This is a genomic window from Rhodococcus sp. X156 (assembly GCF_004006015.1).
GTDB lineage: Bacteria > Actinomycetota > Actinomycetes > Mycobacteriales > Mycobacteriaceae > X156.
Genome location: NZ_CP034766.1, coordinates 3,548,332 through 3,568,782, shown reverse-complemented (window position 1 = coordinate 3,568,782; position 20,451 = coordinate 3,548,332). Strand labels below are relative to the sequence as shown.

The 20,451-nt window shown below is 71.8% G+C and carries 18 protein-coding genes; 9 read left to right on the top strand and 9 right to left on the bottom strand.

Going from position 1 to position 20,451, the window contains the following annotated elements; genetic code table 11:
• Window positions 1-27 precede the first annotated feature (27 nt).
• Entirely contained in the window at window positions 28-579 is a 552-nt protein-coding gene (locus ELX43_RS16810) for a YceI family protein (RefSeq protein ID WP_127784419.1), read from the bottom strand.
• Window positions 580-687: 108 nt separating this feature from the next.
• A complete protein-coding gene (locus ELX43_RS16805) occupies window positions 688-1,749 on the bottom strand; it encodes a YbhN family protein (protein ID WP_127784418.1) in 1,062 nt (353 codons plus the stop codon).
• Window positions 1,750-1,960: 211 nt separating this feature from the next.
• Here ELX43_RS16805 and ELX43_RS16800 point away from each other — a divergent pair, with 211 nt between their 5' ends.
• Entirely contained in the window at window positions 1,961-2,731 is a 771-nt protein-coding gene (locus tag ELX43_RS16800) for an S-methyl-5'-thioadenosine phosphorylase (protein WP_127784996.1), read from the top strand.
• An 18-nt stretch (window positions 2,732-2,749) separates the two neighbouring features.
• On the opposite strand, the gene ELX43_RS16795 is transcribed toward ELX43_RS16800, so the two are convergent.
• Together ELX43_RS16795 and ELX43_RS16790 are read right to left on the bottom strand one after the other, a co-directional pair.
• On the bottom strand, window positions 2,750-4,033 hold the full coding sequence (locus tag ELX43_RS16795; RefSeq protein ID WP_127784417.1) for a GGDEF domain-containing protein: 1,284 nt from the start codon (window positions 4,031-4,033) through the stop codon (window positions 2,750-2,752).
• 797 nt (window positions 4,034-4,830) lie between these two features.
• Entirely contained in the window at window positions 4,831-6,120 is a 1,290-nt protein-coding gene (locus tag ELX43_RS16790) for an MFS transporter (protein WP_127784416.1), read from the bottom strand.
• 338 nt (window positions 6,121-6,458) lie between these two features.
• Between ELX43_RS16790 and ELX43_RS16785 the strand changes: the two genes are divergently transcribed.
• From ELX43_RS16785 to ELX43_RS16770, 4 genes are all read left to right on the top strand, one after another.
• Window positions 6,459-7,454, top strand: a complete 996-nt coding sequence (locus tag ELX43_RS16785; protein ID WP_127784415.1) for a ferritin-like domain-containing protein — start codon at window positions 6,459-6,461, stop codon at window positions 7,452-7,454.
• Between the two features lie 128 nt (window positions 7,455-7,582).
• The gene (locus ELX43_RS16780) at window positions 7,583-8,629 is read left to right on the top strand and encodes an NAD-dependent epimerase/dehydratase family protein (RefSeq protein ID WP_127784414.1); all 1,047 of its coding nucleotides are present in this window, start codon (window positions 7,583-7,585) and stop codon (window positions 8,627-8,629) included.
• Window positions 8,630-8,714: 85 nt separating this feature from the next.
• Window positions 8,715-9,974: a molybdopterin-dependent oxidoreductase gene (locus tag ELX43_RS16775; protein WP_241250005.1), complete on the top strand. Its 1,260-nt coding sequence runs from the start codon at window positions 8,715-8,717 to the stop codon at window positions 9,972-9,974.
• Between the two features lie 82 nt (window positions 9,975-10,056).
• Window positions 10,057-10,512: a hypothetical protein gene (locus ELX43_RS16770; RefSeq protein WP_241250004.1), complete on the top strand. Its 456-nt coding sequence runs from the start codon at window positions 10,057-10,059 to the stop codon at window positions 10,510-10,512.
• Here ELX43_RS16770 and cmrA read toward each other — a convergent pair.
• Complete coding sequence (gene cmrA, locus ELX43_RS16765) at window positions 10,509-11,321, bottom strand: mycolate reductase (RefSeq protein ID WP_127784411.1); 813 nt, start codon at window positions 11,319-11,321, stop codon at window positions 10,509-10,511. The two genes, ELX43_RS16770 and cmrA, sit on opposite strands and share 4 nt — an antisense overlap.
• Before the next feature lie 61 nt (window positions 11,322-11,382).
• Window positions 11,383-12,228, bottom strand: coding sequence for a PaaI family thioesterase (locus ELX43_RS16760; protein ID WP_127784410.1), 846 nt, complete (start codon window positions 12,226-12,228; stop codon window positions 11,383-11,385).
• A 127-nt stretch (window positions 12,229-12,355) separates the two neighbouring features.
• Between ELX43_RS16760 and ELX43_RS16755 the strand changes: the two genes are divergently transcribed.
• Window positions 12,356-14,443 (top strand): neutral/alkaline ceramidase, encoded by a 2,088-nt coding sequence (locus ELX43_RS16755; RefSeq protein WP_127784409.1) that lies wholly within the window; start codon window positions 12,356-12,358, stop codon window positions 14,441-14,443.
• An 80-nt stretch (window positions 14,444-14,523) separates the two neighbouring features.
• Here the strand turns inward: ELX43_RS16755 and ELX43_RS16750 are convergent, their stop codons facing one another.
• Window positions 14,524-15,306, bottom strand: a complete 783-nt coding sequence (locus ELX43_RS16750; RefSeq protein ID WP_164860684.1) for an SDR family NAD(P)-dependent oxidoreductase — start codon at window positions 15,304-15,306, stop codon at window positions 14,524-14,526.
• Between the two features lie 386 nt (window positions 15,307-15,692).
• On the opposite strand from ELX43_RS16750, the gene ELX43_RS16745 reads away from it, so the two are divergent.
• Window positions 15,693-15,995: a hypothetical protein gene (locus tag ELX43_RS16745; RefSeq protein ID WP_127784407.1), complete on the top strand. Its 303-nt coding sequence runs from the start codon at window positions 15,693-15,695 to the stop codon at window positions 15,993-15,995.
• A gap of 341 nt (window positions 15,996-16,336) precedes the next feature.
• On the opposite strand, the gene ELX43_RS16740 is transcribed toward ELX43_RS16745, so the two are convergent.
• Complete coding sequence (locus tag ELX43_RS16740) at window positions 16,337-17,536, bottom strand: cytochrome P450 (protein WP_127784995.1); 1,200 nt, start codon at window positions 17,534-17,536, stop codon at window positions 16,337-16,339.
• 163 nt (window positions 17,537-17,699) lie between these two features.
• Between ELX43_RS16740 and ELX43_RS16735 the strand changes: the two genes are divergently transcribed.
• Window positions 17,700-17,921, top strand: coding sequence for a ferredoxin (locus tag ELX43_RS16735; protein ID WP_127784406.1), 222 nt, complete (start codon window positions 17,700-17,702; stop codon window positions 17,919-17,921).
• Entirely contained in the window at window positions 17,918-19,210 is a 1,293-nt protein-coding gene (locus ELX43_RS16730) for a cyclopropane-fatty-acyl-phospholipid synthase family protein (RefSeq protein WP_241249366.1), read from the top strand. Before ELX43_RS16735 ends, ELX43_RS16730 begins: the two co-directional genes overlap by 4 nt.
• Here ELX43_RS16730 and ELX43_RS16725 read toward each other — a convergent pair.
• On the bottom strand, window positions 19,207-20,370 hold the full coding sequence (locus ELX43_RS16725; RefSeq protein WP_127784405.1) for an NAD(P)/FAD-dependent oxidoreductase: 1,164 nt from the start codon (window positions 20,368-20,370) through the stop codon (window positions 19,207-19,209). The two genes, ELX43_RS16730 and ELX43_RS16725, sit on opposite strands and share 4 nt — an antisense overlap.
• Between the last annotated feature and the right edge of the window lie 81 nt (window positions 20,371-20,451).

The window sequence follows — 20,451 nt, the reverse complement described above, 5'->3', positions numbered from 1 at the left end:
GCGGACGGCGCTGGGCGTCCGCAGTGGTCAGGCCTGCGGGCCGGCCTCGATCTCGATGGTGATCTTCACCTTGTCACCGAGCACTACACCGCCACCCTCCAGGGGCATCTCCATGTCGATGCCGAAGGCGCTGCGGCTGATCTCCGTGCTGGCCTCGAAGCCGGCGACGGGGCCGTTGCCCATGCCCGGGCTGACGCCGTTGAACTCCACGGCCAGCTCGACCGACTTGGTCACGCCGTGGATGGTGAGGTCGCCGACGAGGGTGAACTCGGAGCCGGAGCCCTGCACCCCGGTGGAGCGGAAGGTGATGGTCGGGTACTTGTCCACCTCCATGAAGTCCGCGGAGCGGACGTGGCCGTCGCGCTGGGCGTTGCCGGTGTCGAAGGAGTCGACGGCGATCTCGGCGCTCACGGTCGGGGTGCCCTCGGCGGGGACCTCGATGGTGCCGCTGAAGGTGTGGAAGGAGCCCCGCACCTTGCTCACCATGAGGTGGCGCACGCTGAACGAGACGCTCGAGTGGGTGGGGTCGATGGTCCAGGTGCCGACGGACAGGTCGGGCAGGGCGAGGGTGGACGTCATGAGTGCCTCCAGGTGCGTGGTTGAACTTTCAACAATACTAACAGGCCGGCGCTCCGACTTGTTCCCACGGCACCGACTGGCTGCTGGTGGCCGCGCTGTTCGCCATCGTCAGTGCGGGCCGTCGCCCTCGGGGTCCTCGTCGTCCGGATCGAGGTTGGTGGAGCGGAAGAGCACCGCGAAGACCAGCCAGCCTGCGGCCGCCACCAGCGGGAAGCTGATGAGCCGGTAGACGACCACGGCGGGCAGCGCCGTGACAGCGGGCAGTCCCGCAGCGACGAGGGTGGCGGTGAGCGTGCCGTCGACGATGCCCAGGCCGCCCGGGAGCAGCGGCACGCTGGAGACGATCTTGCCGGCGGTGAAGGCGATGAGCACCCCGCCCACGCTGGGGTTGGCCCCGGCGGCCAGGCAGGCCGCCCACAGGCACGCGACGTCGGCGATCCAGTTGGCCAGGGCCCACCAGGAGGCCCGAAGCAGATCGGGGACGCGCAGCTGCACCGCCTCCAGCTGCGACAGGATCTCCCCGACGCGCTCCATGCCCTTGTCGGCGGGCTGTCCGCGCACGGCGTTCCAGCCGTGGAACAGCGGGCGCGCCATGGTGACCAGGAGGCTGGGCCGGGTGACGAGGAGGCGGACACCGAGGATGAGGACCAGGGCGAGGACGATGGCGGTGACCAGGCCGGCGATGTTGGAGGCGCTGCCCGCCAGCAGGCCGCCGGTGACGGCCACCAGGGCAAGGGTCCCGGTGGCGAGGACCCCGCTCATGGCCAGCTGCCACGAGGCCACCACGCGACTCGCCCCCCACTTGCGGGTCTGCCGGAAGGTGAAGGTGGTGGAGAACAGCGGCCCACCGGGCAGGCTGACGCTCAGCGCGTTGGCGGCGTAGACCACGGCGGTGGAGTCACGCTGGCGCACCGGGACCTTGGCGGCGGTCAGCAGGGTGCGCTGCAACCGGCCGAACGCGCTCATGGACAGTGCCTGTGCCGTGATCGACGCGGCCACCCACCACCAGCTGACGTCGCCGAGGCGCTGCCAGGCGTCGCGCAACGACGGTGCCAGCAGCACCACCTCGACGGCGAGCACCACGACGAGGGCGGTGCCGGCGACCCAGCGCAGCACCCGCATCCAGCGCTGGCGCTGCGCTGACGGGGAAACGCCTTGGTCGCCTGGCACCACTGGAGGGTAACGATGATGGCTGCGCTTGTGGCGCACGCCCGCCGCCACGGGTCGACGTCGCTCCACCAGCGTCGATTCGCGCTGCTTGTCCGGATGCGCGGAGCCGCTCGACGCCGGTCGTGGCAGGGTGCGTGCGTGGGTGGCGAGCCGCCGAGGCGTGCCGTCACCGGAGACAACCGCTACCCGGAGGTGTGAGTCAGTGCAGGATCTGGTCGCGGTGATCGGCGGGAGCGGCTTTTACTCGTTCTTCGACGACGCCGACACGGTCACCCTGGAGACCCCGTACGGGGCTCCGAGCGGACCCATCACCATCGGCGAGGTGGCGGGCAGGCAGGTCGCGTTCCTGCCGCGCCACGGCGTTGACCACGAGTACCCGCCGCACAAGGTGAACCACCGGGCCAACCTCTGGGCGCTGCGCAGCGTCGGGGTGCGGCAGGTGTTCGCCCCGTGCGCGGTGGGCAGCCTGCAGCCGGAGCTGCCCGCGGGCTCGGTGGTGGTGCCCAACCAGCTCGTGGACCGCACGTCTGGGCGCGCACACACCTACTTCGACGACGGCGGCGTGCACGTGGAGTTCGCCGACCCGTACTGCCCCGACCTGCAGGCAGCGGCGCTGCAGCCGGGCGTGCTCCCCGGCGGGGCGATGGTGGTGGTGGAGGGCCCGCGCTTCTCCACCCGGGCGGAGAGCCAGTGGTTCGCCGCGCAGGGATGGAGCCTGGTGAACATGACCGGGCACCCCGAGGCGGTGCTGGCTCGGGAGCTGGCCCTCTGCTACACCCCGATCGCGCTGGTCACCGACTTGGACGCCGGCATCACCGCCGGGTCCGGCGTGCGGGCGGTGGACGTGTTCGCCGAGTTCGGCCGCAACATCGGCCGGCTCAAGGACCTGGTGCGTGCGGCAATCGCGGCCGCACCCGTCGAGCGGGACTGCCCCTGCGGACGGGTGCACGACGGCATCACCCTGCCCATCACGCTGCCGTAGCCGCCGCACGCTGGCTGGCTAGCTGGCGAGCGAGGTGGGGGTGTGGCTGGCGATCTCGACGCGGTCGCGGCCCGCCCGCTTGGCTGCGTAGAGCGAGGTGTCGGCCACCTCGAGCAGCTGCTCGACGGTGACCCCGTGGGGGCGCGGGCAGAAGGCCACCCCTACCGAGGCGGTCACCGGGGTGCCGGCGATGCTGCTCGCAGGGATGCACGCCCGGATGCGCTCGGCGATCTCGGTGGCCTGGCGCAGCGTGGGTCCCTCGAGGAGCACCACGAACTCCTCCCCACCGAATCGGCCCAGGAGGTCGTGGCCGCGCAGCTCCACGCGCAGCACTCCGGCGACCTCGCGGATCACCCGGTCGCCCACCAGGTGGCCGTGGTTGTCGTTGACCAGCTTGAAGTGGTCGAGGTCGATGAGTATGACGCTGACCGGCACCCGGGCGCGGGCGGCGCGGCTGAGGCCCTCCCGAGAGCGCTCCTGCCACGCGGTGAAGTTGAGCAGCCCGGTCTTGGAGTCGGTGCTGGCTGCGACCTGCAGCTCCTTCACCAACGAGCTGCGGTGGAGTCCAGTCAGCAGGCCGAGCACCAACGGGGTGAGCCAGGGCATGTGCAGCACGAACAGCGCGGTCACCAGGCCCAGCCCCAGCGTCATCATCTCGAAGCCCACGCTCTCCCGGTCCGGGAGCAGGGTGCGCAGTCGGGTGGGTCTGCTGGCCAGGCCCATGCCCGCCATCAGCACGCCCAGGTTGACCACGGGGAAGACCGCGAGGGCACCCAACGTGGTGACGGCAGAGAGGAGTCCGCCGTTGAAGAGGCTGCCGCCAGCGAGGTTGAGCACCCCCGACGCCGCGAGGGTGGCCAGGACCATCGTGGCCGTGGTGAACATGAGGCGGTGCGGCCGGGCAGAACGGTGTCGGTGGCACAGCAGGAGATGGTGGCCGTACACCAGCATCAGCAGAATGGCTGCGTACCCGGCAGGCAGGCTCAGTGCGCCGGCGAAGGCCCAGACCGACTTGTGGTTGGACCAGATGCGGTCGCTGCCGAGGTAGCGCTTGAACCGCTCGATCCGATCGGCGGCCTCGCCGTAGAGAATGCCCATGCTGGCCAGCAGCAGGAAGTGTGACGGCACCCCGGAGCGCTGCTCGCTGTCGACGGTGATGAACACGGTCAACCCGACAGTGAACAGCTCGACGCCGACGATGAACCAGCGCGCGCTGCGCGGCAGGGTCCACAGCTGCCACTCGCGAAACCACGTGATCAACGACCGGGGCGCGGAATCGCCGATGCCGGACTGAGTGATCACGAGCGACCGCCCCCAGTCCGGCGCACCTTCGTGGCTGCCACTGGATGTGAGCAGTTCCCCCTGCGCCCGGCTGACGATACAGCAGCAGGGCTGAGCCAGGTGGGTGAAGTTCCCGTCTGGGCAGGAGCGTCAGCAGGGCTTGGCCACCAGCGGAATTCGGCTGCTCCGGAGGCGCGGGCCCGGTGGTGGCGCTCGAGCTGGCAGGTCACCGACACGCGCGAGTCGACCAATCCAGCACCTCCACCACATCGGCGAAAAAAGTCGCACAATTGGGCTGGAAGGTGACTGGATGCGCCATTGTTCAATGGCGGCTGACAGTGCACTGAGTGCTGCCCCCGATTGGAGAGCGAGGTGACCTTGATGCGCGGTTTCGAGTGGGGCTGACGAGTGAGCTGGCGCGTCCCGACGCGTCCAGGGTGCACGGCCACGGCGAGAGTGGCTTCTTCCGTACAGCCTGGTGAGCGACGTGGGGGCGTGTCCCGTGTGCAGTCCGAGCTGTGGCTCGGCGAGGAAAGCTGAGGAGGTGACTGCGATGCGTGGTTTCGAGTGGGGCTGACAAGAATTGTCCAGCAAAGGCGTGCAGCAGTGCGGAAGGGGGTGCCGGCAATGCGTGGATTCGAGTGGGGCTGATGGGCGGAGCAGATGTGTGTGCGGATCAGACAGGAAGGTGATGCGAGTGCGCGGATTCGAGTGGGACTGAGGTACGACGGCGGGGCCCGGTGATCTCGCCGGGGCACGCCGTCGTCTCAGTGGCCAGCGCGTCTCAGTGGCCAGCGCGTCTTGGTGGGCAGCGCGTCTCAGCCGGGCTGTTCCGTCACCGCAGGGCCACGAGGTGGGGACGCCACGGGCACCTCGGCTACCACGTCGGTGGACCGTGCCCGGCGCAGCGCCAGCGGGGCGGCCAGGGCGACCCCGAGAGCGCCTGCGGCGGCAACAGCGACGGAGACGTTCCACAGCTCGGCGGCCAGGCCCCCGACCAGCAGACCGACACCCTGCGCGGCGAGCAGGCCGGCCGACGCGATGCCGATGGCCTGGCCCCGCTGCGGGCGGGGCACCGCGAGCACGTACTCCACGACGATCTGCACCTGGTAGGCCGAGCAGAGGCCGGACACGGCCCACAGCAGCAGGGTGACCTCCAGGCCTGGTTGGAGGCCGCAGAACAGCAGCGGCACGCCCGCGGCCACGGCCAACGGCCCCACCAGGGCGGTGCGCAGCCGGTGCGGCAGCAGGCGCACGAACAACAGCGATCCCAGCAGGACGCCAGCGGGGCCCGCGGCCAGCAGCAGACCCACGGTGCGGGCGCCGCCGCCGAGGGAGTCTGCGTACGGGGCCGCCAGCCCTTCGGGAACGACGAACACGCCAGCCAGCCACGCGAGCCCCACCAGGGACCGCAGCCGGCGAGTCCGGAACACCAGGGTGAGACCGTCGACCCAGCCGTGGCTCCCGGTGGGCACGCCGTGCCGGGCCGCCGGCCTGGCCCGCACGTGCAACCGGATCAGCACGGCAGACACCACGAAGGTTGCGGCGTTCACCGCCAGGGTGGTGTGCGCCCCCACGGCGGCCACTGCCGCGCCGCCGACCGCGAACCCGAGGAGCTGGCTGCCCTGGGTGGTGGCGATCCGAAGACTGGTACCGAGGACGAACCCTTCCCCGTCGAGGACCTCCGCCACCAGTGCGGTCTCGGCGGCTCGCCACGGGGTGCCCACGAGGACGGACACCACCAGCAGGGCTGCCACCACTGCCAGCGGCATGCTGGGCAGTGCCATCAGCGCCAGCAGGCCTGCGCGCAGCAGGTCGCCGCCAACGAGCAGGCGGCGGACGGGCAGGCGGTCGGCGAGCGTGCCCAGCAGGATGCTGCCGAGCAGCGCCGGCAGGTAGGTGAGGGCGTAGACGCCGGCGGTGAGGATTCCTGATCCGGTCTCGCTGAACACCAGCACCGACAGCGCCACGCGAGCGAGCTGGTCGCCGAACATGGACTGGATGTCGGCGAACCACAGCCAGCGGAACTCCCGCACCCGGAGCACGTCGCCGAACGTCGGCGGACTGGTGGCCGAGCGGGCGCCGTCGGCCTCCTGGCGTGCTCCCACGGGCTCCCGCCTCCCTGCTGCGACTCACCTGAGCGCGAGGAAGAAGCACTGCTCCGCAGGACGTTCCGCCCCCAGGTCGCTCGGGGGCACTCTAGGCGGTCTGCCGGTCGGGGGCGGGCGACTCGCGTGGATCCGCCACCGGGCTCTCCTTCGACGCTGAACGCACCCATTCGCCCGGTCAGCGCAGGTCAACGCTGTTTCTGTCCAGCACCACGGCACGTGGGATGCGCCACTTCGTCGCGCGGAGGCGCGACAACACTGCAAATGTACGAACAGGAGTTCAGTCGAGAGCCCGTCCGTCCCCACCCTTTGGATTGCTGAAGAGAGGAACGACCAACGTGTCCGACAATGACACCAGCAAGATCATCACCCAGCTCCGCATGCTGCTGCAGCTGACCAACACCGAGGCCCAGATCGCCCAGGCTCGGCAGGCCCAGGCGCGCACCGATGCGGTGCGCCGCGAGCTGGCAGAGAACGAGAAGAACTCCCGTACCCGCGCCCTGCAGATCGAGCGTGTGCTCCGCGACGTGGGCGGCGTGCCCGACGTGGTGTCCCCGCTGCTCGGCCGGCTGGCGGCCATGGTCAAGACCGTCGTCGAGCAGGCGGAGCCGCTGGACGGCGCCCTGCTGGAGGACCTGTCCCTGGAGCACCAGCTCTTCGACCGCGCCCGCTACCTGAAGGTGCTGGCCACCAGCGCCGACATGGCGCGCGTGCGCACCCTGGCCGAGCGCCTCGAGGTGGCCCACCAGGCCACCATCGACTGGCTGAGCACGGTGCTGGCCGAGGAGGCGCTGGGTGGGCCGACCGCGCTGCGTCCCACGCCGCTGCAGGCGGTCGCCGGCACGGCCACCCGCATCGTCAACAGCCCGGCGCGCTGGTCTGCCGATGGCCTCAACCGCGCCGTGGCCACGGTCAAGCAGACCCGCAGCAAGGCCGAGGACTTCGCTGACGACGTGGCCGATCGCGCCAGCGACGTCGCGGACAAGGCCGGCGACGTCACCGACGCTGCCCGCGAGGCGGTGGCTGCCGGCCGAGACGCCAGCATGCGCCAGGCCGAGAAGGTGGCCCGTCGCGACGGCAACTCCAACGCTGCCGAGGCGGTGCACGACAGCCGCAAGAGCAGTGGTCAGCTGAGCGCGTCGGAGCTGCCGATCAAGGGCTACGACTCGATGACCATCACCAAGGCCGTGGCCGCGATCAAGAAGCTGAGCGACCCGGACGACGTCCGGACGATCATCGCCTACGAGGAGGCCCACAAGAACCGCAGTGGCGTCGTCTCCGCGAGCCAGACGCAGCTGGCCTCGATCGCCAAGGATGTCGCCGGGATCGGTTGATCTCTCGGCTGCACCAGCTGAGCACCGCCCCAGCCGAACGGCCAGGACCCCGCACCGGGGACCTGGCCGTTCGGCCGTGCCGGCCACGCCGAACCGCCCGGTCGCGGAGAACTGCCTAGCCTCAGCCCATGCGGGTACTGCTGACCGGCGCAGCCGGCTTCATCGGGGGACACGTCTGGGACGCGCTGGCGGCAGGCGGGCACGAGGTGGTGGCGGTCGACGCGATGCTGCCGCTCGCCCACGGCGAGCAGGCGCCCACGCCGGACGGGGTGCGGCGCCTGGACGTGCGGGACGCCGGGGCGCTGGCGGCGGCGCTGCACGGGGTGGACGTGGTGTGCCACCAGGCGGCCATGGTCGGCGCCGGGGTCGATGCTGCCGACGCACCGATGTTCGCCGACCACAACGACCTGGGCACCGCCGTGCTGCTCGCCGCGATGGCGCGGGCCGGGTGTGTGCGGCTGGTGCTGGCCTCGTCCATGGTGGTCTACGGCGCGGGGCGCTACACCTGCCCGGTGCACGGCGAGGTCGAGCCGTCGCCGCGCACCACGGCCGACCTCGACGACGGCCGCTTCGACAGTGCCTGTCCTCGCTGCGCCGAGCGGGTGGACTGGGCGCTGGTGGACGAGGCTGCGCCGCTGCGCCCGCGCAGCACCTACGCCGCCAGCAAGCTCGCCCAGGAGCACTACGCACTGGCCTGGAGCCTGGCCACCACCGGGGCGGTCACCGCCCTGCGCTACCACAACGTCTACGGCGAGCGGATGCCGCGCGACACTCCCTACTCCGGGGTCGCAGCACTGTTCCGCTCGGCGCTGGAGGCCGGCGAGGCGCCCCGGGTGTTCGAGGACGGCCACCAAGCACGCGACTTCGTGCACGTGCACGACGTGGCCCAGGCGAACCGCCTCGCGGTGGAGGCGGCGCTCGCCGGCTTCCAGCCGTTCAACGTCTGCTCCGGGACACCGGTGACCATCGGCGAGGTGGCCGCCACGCTCTCCCGTGCGCACGGCGGGCCGGCGCCGGTCACCACCGGCCAGTACCGCCCCGGCGACGTGCGGCACGTGGTGGCCAGCCCGGAGCGGGCGGCCCGCGTCCTCGGCTTCCGGGCGTTGGTGCAGCCCGAGCCAGGCATCAGCGCCTTCGCCACCGCCCCGCTGCGACCGCGGCCCGGCAGCGGTTGAGGCACTTCCCCCTGGTGGCGAGCACGCTGACACTGGAGGGGTGACCGATCCGGAGCTCGCCTTCCCCGCCCGCCTGTGGCGTGGGCTGGCACGTCACCGGCCCCCGGGGCTGGGCCGCACCCGTGCGTGGCGCTCGCCGCTGCGCGGTCCGTGGCTGACGTCGGTGCTCGGGCTGGTGCTGCTGGTGGGACTGCCGGTCGTCGCCGTCACCGGGCTGCTGTCCTACGTCGCCTACGGTCCGCAGCTCAACCAGGCCATCCCCGCCGACGTGGGGTGGCTGCACCTGCCGTTCTTCGAGTGGCCCACCCGACCGGTGTGGCTCTACCGGCTGAACCAGGGGCTGCACGTGGGCCTGGGTCTGGTGCTGGTGCCGGTGGTGCTGGCCAAGCTGTGGTCGGTGGTGCCCACGCTGTTCGACTGGCCGCCGGCCCGCTCCCTGGCGCAGGTGCTGGAGCGGCTGTCGCTGCTCGCGCTGGTCGGTGGCATCCTCTTCGAGCTGGTCACCGGTGTGCTGAACATCCAGTACGACTACGTGTTCGGGTTCAGCTTCTACACCGCCCACTACTTCGGCGCCTGGGTGTTCCTCGCCGGTTTCGTGGTGCACGTGGGGCTGAAGCTGCCGCGCCTGGTGACGGCGCTGCGCTCGGTGTCGCTGCGCGAGGTGCTGCGGACCTCTCGCGCCGACACCCGCCCGGAGCCGCCCGACCCGGACGGGCTGGTGGCCCTCGACCCCGCCCCGGCCACGCTCAGCCGGCGCGGGGCGCTGGGCCTGGTGGGCGGGGGTGCGGCGCTGGTGGCGGTGGTGTCGGTGGGGCAGACGGTGGACGCGCTGCGCCCGCTGGCCTTCCTGCTGCCCCGCGGCCGCGACCTGGGCGACGGCCCCAACGACTTCCCGGTCAACCGCACCGTCACCGCCGCGGGCATCAGCACGGACCAGGCCGGACCGTCCTGGCGGCTGGAGCTGAGCGGGGCGGGCACCCGAACGCTGGACCGGGCCCAGCTGCTGACCCTGCCCCAGCACACGGCGGTGCTGCCCATCGCCTGCGTGGAGGGCTGGTCGACCACCCAGCGCTGGAGCGGCGTGCGGCTGCGGGACCTGGCGGCGCTGGCCGGGGTGGCGGACCCGGCATCGGCGCTGGTGCAGTCGCTGGGGACCAGCGGTCCGTTCAGCCAGGCGGCGCTGCAGGCCAACCAGGTGCTCGACCCGGACTCCCTGCTGGCCCTGCGGGTCAACGGGGTGGAGCTGTCCGCCGACCACGGCTACCCCGCGCGGGTGATCGTGCCGGCCCTGCCGGGGGTGCACAACACCAAGTGGGTGCGGGCCCTCGAGTTCCGGGCGGCCTGAGGTGTCGCCGCGCCCCGCTGTTGGCCGGGCCGTGCAGGCGTTCCGGGCCTTCTACGGCGCGCACCCGCTGCACCTGCTGGCGATGCTGGCCAGCTTCGCACTGGTCGGCTACGTGATCACGGTGCTCACCCCGGAGGCGCTGTGGAACCGGGAGACGTGGTGGCAGTCCGTCCTGGTGTGGTTCCTCGGCGCGGTGGTGCTGCACGACCTGCTGCTCTTCCCGCTCTACGCCCTGGCCGACCGGTCCCTGGTCACCGGGCTCCGGGCGGTTCGTGGGCGCTGGCCGGGCCGCCCGCTGCGGGTCCCGGTGGTGAACTACGTGCGGGTGCCGGTGCTGGTCAGCGGGCTGGCGTTCCTGCTGTTCTTCCCCGGCATCGTCGAGCAGGGGGCGCAGACCTACCTCGCGGCCACCGGCCAGACCCAGCAGCCGTTCCTGCGGCGCTGGCTGCTGGCGACGGCCGTGGTGTTCGGTCTCAGCGCGCTGGCCTACGCGGGGCGGGTTGGGCTGGCCCGCACCGACGAGGAGCCGGGTCGCTAGCCCTCACCCTCGCCGAGCTTGCGGTACAGCGTGCCGATCACCGGGGCGGACAGGGCCCGGGGGGCGTAGCCGCCGGCCACCGACATCACCTTGCCCACGATGCCTGGCACCACACGCATCTTGTTGCGAGCCAGTGCGTCGATCGACTCCTTGGCCACCGACTCGCTGGTCACCCACACCGAGTCGGGCAGCACCTTGTCCACGATGGACGCCTCAGCCGGGTCGGGCGTCTCGGTGCGCACCGGACCGGGGGCCAGCAGCGTCACGTGCACGCCGGTGCCCTTGAGCTCGTGGCGCAGCGACTCGGTGAAGGTGTTGGCGAAGGCCTTGGTGGCGGCGTAGGTGGCGTTGTTGGGCACCGGCAGGTTGCCGGCGGCGGAGCCGGTGACCAAGATGGCGCCGCTGCGGCGGGCGAGCATGCCGGGCAGCACCGCCAGGGTCAGGTCGTGCACCGCCACCGCGTTCAGCTGCACCAGGTCGCGCTCGAACCCGGCGTCCAGCTGGGCCACCGGGCCGAAGGTGGCCACCCCGGCGTTGTTGCACAGCACGGAGATCTCCCGCTCCGCCAGCTCGCCGGCGAGCTTCTCCCGGGCCACCGGGTCGCTGAGGTCGACCGCGCGGACCTCCACCTGCACGCCGTGGCTGCTGGTCAGCCGCTCGGCCAGCGCGGTGAGCAGCTCGGTGCGCCGGGCCACCAGGATCAGCGAGTACCCGCGCTCGGCGAGCTCGGTGGCCAGCGCGGTGCCGATGCCCGAGGAGGCACCCGTCACCACGGCGCGGCTGTCGGCGGTGGGGACGGGCAGGCTCATCAGGGTGCTCCTTGGGGCGAGGGCGGGCAGGCGGCGGCCGGCCCACGGTAGCGAGGCCGGATCAGCCCTGCCGCTGGGAGGTGACGGTGCCGATGGTGCAGGCCTTGCCCTCCGTGCCGCGGGTGGTCACCCGAGCAATGCTCACGGACCGGCCGCGGTGCACGATCTCCACGGAGAAGGTCAGCTCGGCGTCCATCGGCGCCGGACGCAGGTAGTTCATCCGCACCGAGCTGGTGATGCCCTCCGGCATGATCTCGGCGATGGCGTGGTGCGCGGCGATCTCCGTGCCGCCCAGCAGCACCCCGCCGTGGGTCATGCTCAGCGGGTTGGTCAGGTCCAGCGAGGGCGCGAGGACCAGGTCGGTGCCGTGTTCGGTGGGCTGCAGCCGCGCACCCAGCGTCCCGAACAGGTCGCGGTCGCCGGAGGGCTCGGTGAGCGGCCAGTCGTCGGTCTTGGTGGGCATGGTGACGCCCTCGGGCAGCGGGATGTAGCGGCACCAGGTGGTGGCCACGGCGATCAGCCGGTCCTGGTCGTCGAGCACGCGGCACTCGGCCACGCCGCCGTCGCGGTGGGCGTGCAGCATGCGGGACTCTGCCCGCAGGTCCGGTGAGCTGGTGCGCTCGTCGGTGCCGCGCGGGTCGACGTCGGGCATCCGCACGATGTCCATGGACAGCTCGGAGGTGACCGAGGCCTTGTCGGCCGGGCGCTGCGTGAAGATGCGGTGGCCCACCGAGTCGTCCACCAGCACGCCGATGGCGCCGGCCGCCGGCTGCCCGTCCGGACCGATCATCCAGGCGCCGGTGCGCATCCGGGTGATGCTGACGTCGCCGAGGTCGTCGGGCGGGCCCACTCGGAACAACGACTCGGGAGTGTGGGTCCGGGTGGTCGCAGAGCTCTCGACGGGCATTGGCTGAGCCTAGTCACGCCACCGTTCACCGCCTCCCACCTGCGCGTGTCGTGGTCGAGCGCTAGCCCCTGCGGGGCGCGTGGCCCAGACTGTGTCCACATCGGAGCAGGACGGGAAGAGGCAGGGCATGGGCACTGGGGCACGCAGGTTCACCGGCAGGCTGGCTCGTCGACCGGGGGCGGTGCTGCTGAGCGCGGTGCTCGCCGTGACGGTGCTGGACGGCGCTCTGGCGGCGGCTCCGGCCCAGGCGGCCCCAACCCCCAGCGCCGAGGACGCCCAGCCCTACCTGGTGGGGCGCGGCATCGGCGAGGTCACCGGGGAGGCGGCCGACGCCGGCATGCTCGGCTACGCCGACCTCGAGCAGACCACCGCGGGCATCCACCAGCGGCTGCGGGCCCGCACGTTCATCGTGGTCGACCGCGCCAGCAACAAGCGGCTGCTGCACTCCACCGTCGAGGCGGGGCTGATGTTCCAGAGCGTGCGCGAGGAGGTGCTGCGCCGACTGGGTGAGCGCTTCCCCGGGGAGTTCGGCGAGGACAACGTGCTGCTCACCGTCACCCACACGCACTCCGCCGGTGGTGGCACCGCCGGGCACGGCCTCTACAACGTCACCACCCTGGGATACCGCCCCAAGACCTTCGAGGCGCAGGTCGCGGGCATCGTGGACTCCGCGGTGAAGGCGCACGACGACCTGCGTCCGGCACAGCTGAGCGTGTCCCGGGACCAGCTGACCGGCACCAGCGCCAACCGCACCAAGGTCGCCTTCGACCGCAACCCGGCCGAGGACAAGGCGCACTTCCCCGACGGCATCGACCCCACCTCCACCACGCTGCAGGTGACCAGGGACGGCCGGGTGGACGGCGCTATCAACTGGTTCCCGGTGCACGGCACCAGCATGTCCACCCAGAACAGGCTGATCAGCCCGGACAACAAGGGCTACGCGGCCTACCAGTACGAGCACGACCACGCCGGGGTGGACTACCTCGGCGGCGACGACCCCGCCTTCGTCGCGGCCTTCGCCCAGAGCAACTCCGGGGACATGTCGCCCAACCTGGACCTGCACGAGGCTGAGGGCGAGCAGCAGTTCACCAGCTCCCAGGCCGTCGGTGCCCGGCAGTCCGCCTCCGCCCAGGCCCAGGTTGCGTCGAGCGCGTCGGCCGCGCCGCTGTCCGGCGGCCTGGACACCCGCACGGTCTACGTGGACCTCAGCAACGTGGAGGTGCGTCCGGAGTTCACCGGCGACGGCGCCACCCACCGCACCTGCAGCCCGATCCTGGGGGCGGCGTTCGCCGCCGGCAGCACCGAGGACGGCGGCGGCGGGGTCGCGCTGTTCAAGGAGGGCCAGTACGGCGGCAACCCGGTGCCGGCGGCGCTGAGCACGGTGCTCTACAACCTCGACCCGGCACTAGGGGACTGCCAGGGCCCCAAGGAGCTGCTGCTGCCGGTGGGCCTGGTGGACAACGCCGTGCAGACGGTGCTGCCGGTGCAGCTGGTGCGCATCGGTGACTTCTACCTGGTGGCCATGCCCACCGAGGTCACCGTGGTGGCGGGCCTGCGGCTGCGCCAGCAGGTGGCCGCCGCGGTGGGCACCTCGCTGGACAACGTGCTGGTGCAGGGCTACTCCAACGCCTACGCCCACTACCTGACCACGCCGGAGGAGTACGACACCCAGAACTACGAGGGCGCCTCCACCATGTTCGGCCGCTGGCAGCTGCCTGCCCTCGAGCAGACGGTGTCCGGGCTGGCCACCGCGATGGCCGCCGGGGAGCCGGTGAGCACCGGGGGCCCCAAGCCCGACCTGGGCGCGAACCAGCTGGTCAGCCCGGCGGGCCAGGTGCTCTTCGACACCACCGCAGTCGGTTTTGGCACGGTGCTCACCCAGCCGGCCGCCAGCTACGCCCCAGGCGAGCGCGCCACCACGGTGTTCTCCGGGGCCAACCCGAACAACAACCTCCGGCGGGGCGGCACCTTCCTCACCGTGGAGCGCCAGGACGGCGACGGCTGGACCCGGGTGGCCGACGACGGCGACTGGTCCACCCGCTTCGGCTACGCCCACGACGGGCTGACCGGCTCCGTGGTCACCATCACCTGGGACGTCCCGGCCGCAGCGGCGCCGGGCACCTACCGCATCACCTACTCCGGTGACGCCAAGAACCCGTGGGGTGCCATCACGCCGTTCACCGGCACCTCGCGCCCGTTCACCGTCACGGGGTAGCACGCACACAACGGACGGGAGGCGGGACCGAGTGCTCGGTCCCGCCTCCCGTCTGGTGTGGAGCGGCTGTGAACCAGCGACTACTTCGGCTGCAGGCGCGCGCCACCGTCGACGCGGACGACCTCGCCGTTGGCGTAGGTGTTGGTGATGAGCTCCAGCACCATGGAGGCCAGCTCGTCGGCGGTGCCCAGGCGCTTGGGGAACAGCACGTCGCGCTTGAGCTTGTCCTTGAACGCCTCGGAACCCTCACCCTCGCCGTAGATGGGGGTGTCGATCAGGCCGGGGGCGACGCAGTTGACCCGGACGCCGATGGCGGCGAGGTCGCGGGCCACGGGCAGGGTCATGCCGACGATGCCGCCCTTGGAGGAGGAGTACGCGGCCTGGCCGATCTGGCCGTCGAACGCGGCGACGGAGGCCAGGGTGACGATGGCACCGCGGGAGCCGTCGGCGTCCACGGGCTCGGTGCGGCCCATGGCGGTGGCGGCCAGGCGCACGCAGTTGAACGTGCCGATCAGGTTGATGGTGAGGACCTTGGTGTAGAGCTCCAGGTCGTGGGCGGAGGAGAACTGTCCGTCCTTGCCCACGGTGCGGGAGGCCCAGCCGACACCGGCGGCGGCCACCAGGCTGCGCAGCGGGCCGAGCTTCTCGGCGGCCTCGACGGCGGCGATGACCTGGTCGGGGTCGGAGACGTCGGCGCGGACGTACTCGCCGCCGATGGACTCGGCGACGGCCTTGCCCTTGTCGTCCTGCAGGTCGAGGATGACGACCTTGGCGCCACGGGCGGCAAGCTGGCGGGCGCTGGCCTCCCCGAGGCCGGAGGCGCCACCGGTGACGATGGACGAGGTTGCGGTGAGGTCAAGCACTGTTGCAGCTCCTGTACAGATCGGCCGCGGGGCGGCGACGGCTCGTCCTGGCGGGGCGCAGGCCGAGGGGGTCCTCGTGGGACTCGACGGGCCTGAGCCTATCGCGGTGACCCGGCCCGGCGGTGCCCGTCGCGCCAGGGTGTTCAGCTCACCGCGCGGTCGGGGTTAAAACCGGCTAGGGTCCTCCGCCCGCCATTTGAGCTGAGGCCATTTCGGCGCCTTGTCTGCACCACTCAGTTTTGATGTTTCTACATTTAGTGACTAGGTTGACGCAGTACGCATTCTGAAGCAGTCGGGATCTACATGAATTCGCCGCAGTTCCACTAGGCGGTGACTCCGGTGGTCCAGCCCTCAAGCGGCTGACCATCCTGATCCCAAGGAGCAACATGAGCAGCAACCAAGGACCCGCAGTGCGCACCGATGGCGGCCACGCGCAGGTGGACAACCGCACCCCGCGCCGCAGCACCGAGACCAAGATGGCCACCAAGACCACCGAGCTGATCGTGTACGTCGTCGCGGTTCTCGCGGTCGCCATCACTGCGCTCATGGTCAGCGGCAACGACGAGGGCACCCAGGACCCGTTCGGTGCCGCTGAGGCGCTGCGCTACATCACCTGGCTGAGCATCGGCTACATGATCGCCCGTGGCCTGGCGAAGTCCGGCAGCCGCGAGAGCTACAACGGCTCCTGACCGGCCGCCGCGCTCCGCGCGGCAGCACGAGACGATGTCCCCTCTCCGCAGTCGCGGAGAGGGGACATTTTCCTGCACTGCACTCCGTGCGCCGGCGACAAGGGTGGAGCGCCATTTCCGGATCGGCGGTCGCGGACTCTCGACGCCACCCTTGAGCCATTTGTGACGTGTGCCGCAGGAAAAGGCGGTTGGGTCGGGGCGGCCTCAGCTCAGAGCAGGCGAGGGATGTTGCGCCGTCGAGGACCGTCTTTGCTGGCTGGTCGGTCACGGTGGGCATGGTGTCTCCTCGCTGACCCGGTTGGGGGATCAGGCGGGTGCTGCGCCAGACGGGTGGTGCTGAGTCAGGTGGCGGGGTAGCGCACCGGCATCCGCTTGATCCCGTTGATGAACATCGACCGCAGCGCCCGGGGGGGCTCGGTGGGGGTGATGTCCGGGATGCGGTCGGCCAGCACGTCGAACATGATCCGGACCTCCGCCCGCGCCAGGTTGGCGCCCAGGCAGAAGTGCGGGCCGCCACCGCCGAAGGCCACGTGCGGGTTGGCCTCGCGGCGCACGTCAAAGGTGTCCGGCTCGGCGATGGCGGCGCCGTCCCGGTTGGCTGCCGTGTACATCAGCAGCACTCGCTCGCCCCTGCTCACCTGCTGGCCGCCCAGCACGTAGTCGCGCATGGCGGTCCGCTGGAAGTGCATCACCGGGGTGGCCCAGCGGATGATCTCCTCCGCCGCGGTGTCCAGCGGCCGCTCGGTCTTGAAGATCTCCCACTGCTCGGGGTTGTCGAAGAACGCCTGCATCCCGTGCGAGATCGCGTTGCGGGTGGTCTCGTTGCCGGCGACCGCCAGCAGCAGGAAAAAGACGTCGAACTGCTCGGAGGTGAGGTTGTCGCCGTCGATCTCGGCCCGCAGCAGCCGGGAGATGATGTCGTCCTTGGGGTTCGCCCGGTGCTCGGCGGCGAGCTCGTCGGCGTAGACGTACATCTCCATGGACGCGACCTGACCATCCGCCGGGGAGGTCTGGTACTCCGGGTCGTCGAAGCCCACCATGCGGTTGGACAGCTCGAAGATCTTGGCGCGGTCGGCGTTGGGGATGCCCATCAGCTCGCACAGGGCCAGCAGCGGCATCTCCGAGGCGATGTCCTCCACGAAGTCGCCCGCACCCTGGGCCAGGGCTCGGTCGACGATCTGGTGGGCGAACTCGGTGAGCTGCGGCTCGAGGCTGCGGATGGTGCGGGGAGTGAAGGCCCGCTGCACGATGTTGCGCAGGTGGCTGTGCTCCGGGGGATCGATGTTGAGCATGAGCAGCCGCATGGTCTGCAGCTGCTCCTCGGGCTGGCCGAAGGTGTCGGCGCTGATGATGGTGCCGCGCTCGTAGGAGGAGAAGACGTCGGGCTGGCGGGACACCTCCTCGATGTCCGCCCGGGTGGTCACCAGCCAGAAGCCGTCCCCGGAGGTGCCCGGTGCCGGGTACCAGGACACGGGGGCCTCTTCGCGGATGGTGGCGAACTCACCCAGGGGCTGGCCGGCAGCGAACGTGTCCGGATTCATCAGGTCGACGTTCACCGGACAACCGCGCTTGGTGGGGGTGTGGCCTTGCTCAGACGCTGTCATCGGACGATCCTCCGATCAAGTGCGCTGCGTCACACGACCAGAACCACGGTAACCAGCGCAGATGGGCCGGTCAAGAACATGTTCTACCGAGGAGGGATCCATGGCTCGTTCGTTGAACGTCGAGGTTGACGCCACCTGCATCGGCTCGGCGTACTGCCGCGGCAGCGCCCCGGAGGTGTTCCTGGAGGGACCGGAGCGGCAGACGGTGGTAGCCACCAACCCCGTCCAGGACTCCCCGGAGGTGCAGGAGGCGATGGAGAGCTGCCCGGTGGAGGCCATCTCCGCCACCGACGCGCAGACCGGCGACGAGGTGTTCCCGTGAGGGCTTCCGGCCAGCGCCGGCCGGTGGTGGAGGAGCTCCGTCCGATCCTGCGCGGTCTGCTGGGCGAGGACTTCCCGCTGCGGCTGCGTGCCTGGGACGGCTCCGAGGCCGGACCACCCGACTCCCCGGCAACTCTGGTGATTCGCACGCCGCGGGCAATGCGGCGCTTCCTGTGGAGCCCGGACGAGCTGGGCCTGGGCCGCGCCTACGTCAGTGGTGACCTGGACATCGAGGGTGACCTGTACGCCGCGTTGTCGCTGCCGGACCTGCTCGCCGCCGAGGAGCGCCCCGACCTGTCGCTGAGCTGGCCGGACCGGCTCGGGGCGGTGCGCACCGCGCTGCGGCTGCGGGCGGTGGGGCTGCCGCCGGCGCCGCCGCCGGAGGAGTCCCGGCTGCGGGGCCGCCGGCATGCGCTGCGCCGGGACGCTGACGCCATCGCGCACCACTATGACGTCGGCAACGAGTTCTACCGCCTGGTGCTGGGCGAGACGATGACCTACTCCTGCGGCTACTGGCCGACCCCGGAGTCCACCCTGGACCAGGCGCAGGAGGCCAAGTACGCACTCATCGCCACCAAGCTGGGCCTGCGCCCGGGCATGCGGCTGCTGGACATCGGCTGCGGCTGGGGCGGGATGGTGCTGCACGCCGCCCGCGAGCACGGCGTGCACGCGGTGGGGGTCACCATCTCCACCGCCCAGGCCGAGCTGGCCCGCAAGCGGGTGGCCGAGGCCGGGCTCAGCGACCTGGTGGAGATCCGGCTGCAGGACTACCGCGAGGTGTCCGACGGGCCCTACGACGCCATCTCCAGCATCGGCATGGCCGAGCACGTCGGGCAGGAGCAGCTGCAGGTCTACGCCAACCAGGTGCACGGGCTGCTGGCCCCGGGTGGGCGGCTGCTCAACCACGCCATCTCCCGGCGGCCCGGCCCGGTGATGGACCCGCGGCGCAGCTTCCTGGTGCGCTACGTGTTCCCGGACGGCGAGCTGCACCCGCTGGCCACCACTGTGGACACCTTGGAGCAGGCGGGGCTGGAGGTGCGCGACGTGGAGTCGCTGCGCGAGCACTACGCACGCACCTGCCGGGCCTGGGTGCAGCGGCTGGACGATCGGTGGGACGAGGCGGTGGAGCTGGGCGGTCCGGGCCGGGCGCGGGTGTGGCGGCTGTACCTGGCGGCGTCGGCGCTGGCGTTCGAGCAGCTGCGCACCGGCCTCAACCAGGTGCTGGCGGTGCGTCCGGACGCCCAGCTGCGCAGCGGCCTGCCGCCCACCCGCGGGGAGTGGCTGGGCTAGCGGCTGCGCCGTGGCCCGGCGAGCACCCGGGCCACGGTGCGTGGGCTGACCCGGCCGAACGCCAGTCCCACCTCCACCAGGTCGTCGAACACCACCTGGTCGGCGGCCGCGGCCCGGATGCCCGCGCGCACCAGCAACCCGCTGGAGGACAGCCGGGCCACCGCCGCGGTGTGCCGCTGGTGCGAGCCGAGCCGGGCACGCAGCGCCGTCCGGTAGCGCCCGCCCGCCAGGTGGCCCAGCCCCTGCCTGATGGCGGTGGCCGCGGTGCGGCCGGCGACGATGCCGCTGGTCACCGCGTGGTAGATGCCCTCCCCGGTCATCGGGTTGACCAGCCCGGCCGCGTCGCCGACCAGCAGCACCCGGCCCTGCGGGTGCGGCCACCGCCACGACGACAGCGGCAGCAGGTGGCCCTTGACCTCGGCCACGCCGTCGGTGGCGCCGGGCAGCAGCTCGGCCAGCCGCCGCAGCAGCAGCGCACGGGAGGGCGGTGCCCCCGCCGGGTGCAGCAGCTCCCCGTAGCCCACGTTGGCGTAGCCGTCGCCCCGGTCGAACGACCACGCGTAGGCGGGCTGGGGCCCGTGGCCGTAGGCGATCACCTGCTGGGCGGCACGGGCCGTCGGGGTGGGGGCGTAGCCACGAAGCGCCAGGGCCCGCCGGCGCACCGGCGTCAGCCCACTGGCGCGGCGCACCAGGGACTGGGCGCCGTCCGCCCCGACGAGCACCGTGGCGGAGAGCTTCTCGTCCACCACGACCCGGTCGGGGTGCGGGCGCACCGCGCGCACCCGGTGCTGGGCCAGCTCGGCACCGGCCGCGGTGGCTGCCGCCACCAGGCGGGCGTCCAGGACGGCACGCGGCACCACCCAGGTCTGGCGCGCCAGTGGCCGGCAGACGCTGTCGGCGCCCAGGTCCAGCCGCAGCTGGGGCACGGGCGTCCAGTCGTCGAGCATGCCGTGCACCCCCACCTCGGCCAGGGCGTCCAGGACGTGCGGGGTCACGCCGTCACCGCAGGTCTTGTCGCGGGGAAAGACGTCGCGGTCCAGCAGCAGCACCCGCAGGTTCGGGTCGACCGACAGCGCGCCGAGGGCGGTGGCAGAGCCGGCGGGCCCGGCGCCCACGACCACCAGGTCCCAGTGCGCGGTCCGTGCTGGTTCGGCCGTCATCGCCACCCCCTCGCCCCGCCGGCAAGGCTACGGCCGAGCCGCGGGCAGCGCTGGGAACATCAGCACGCCCCCAGGCGGTGC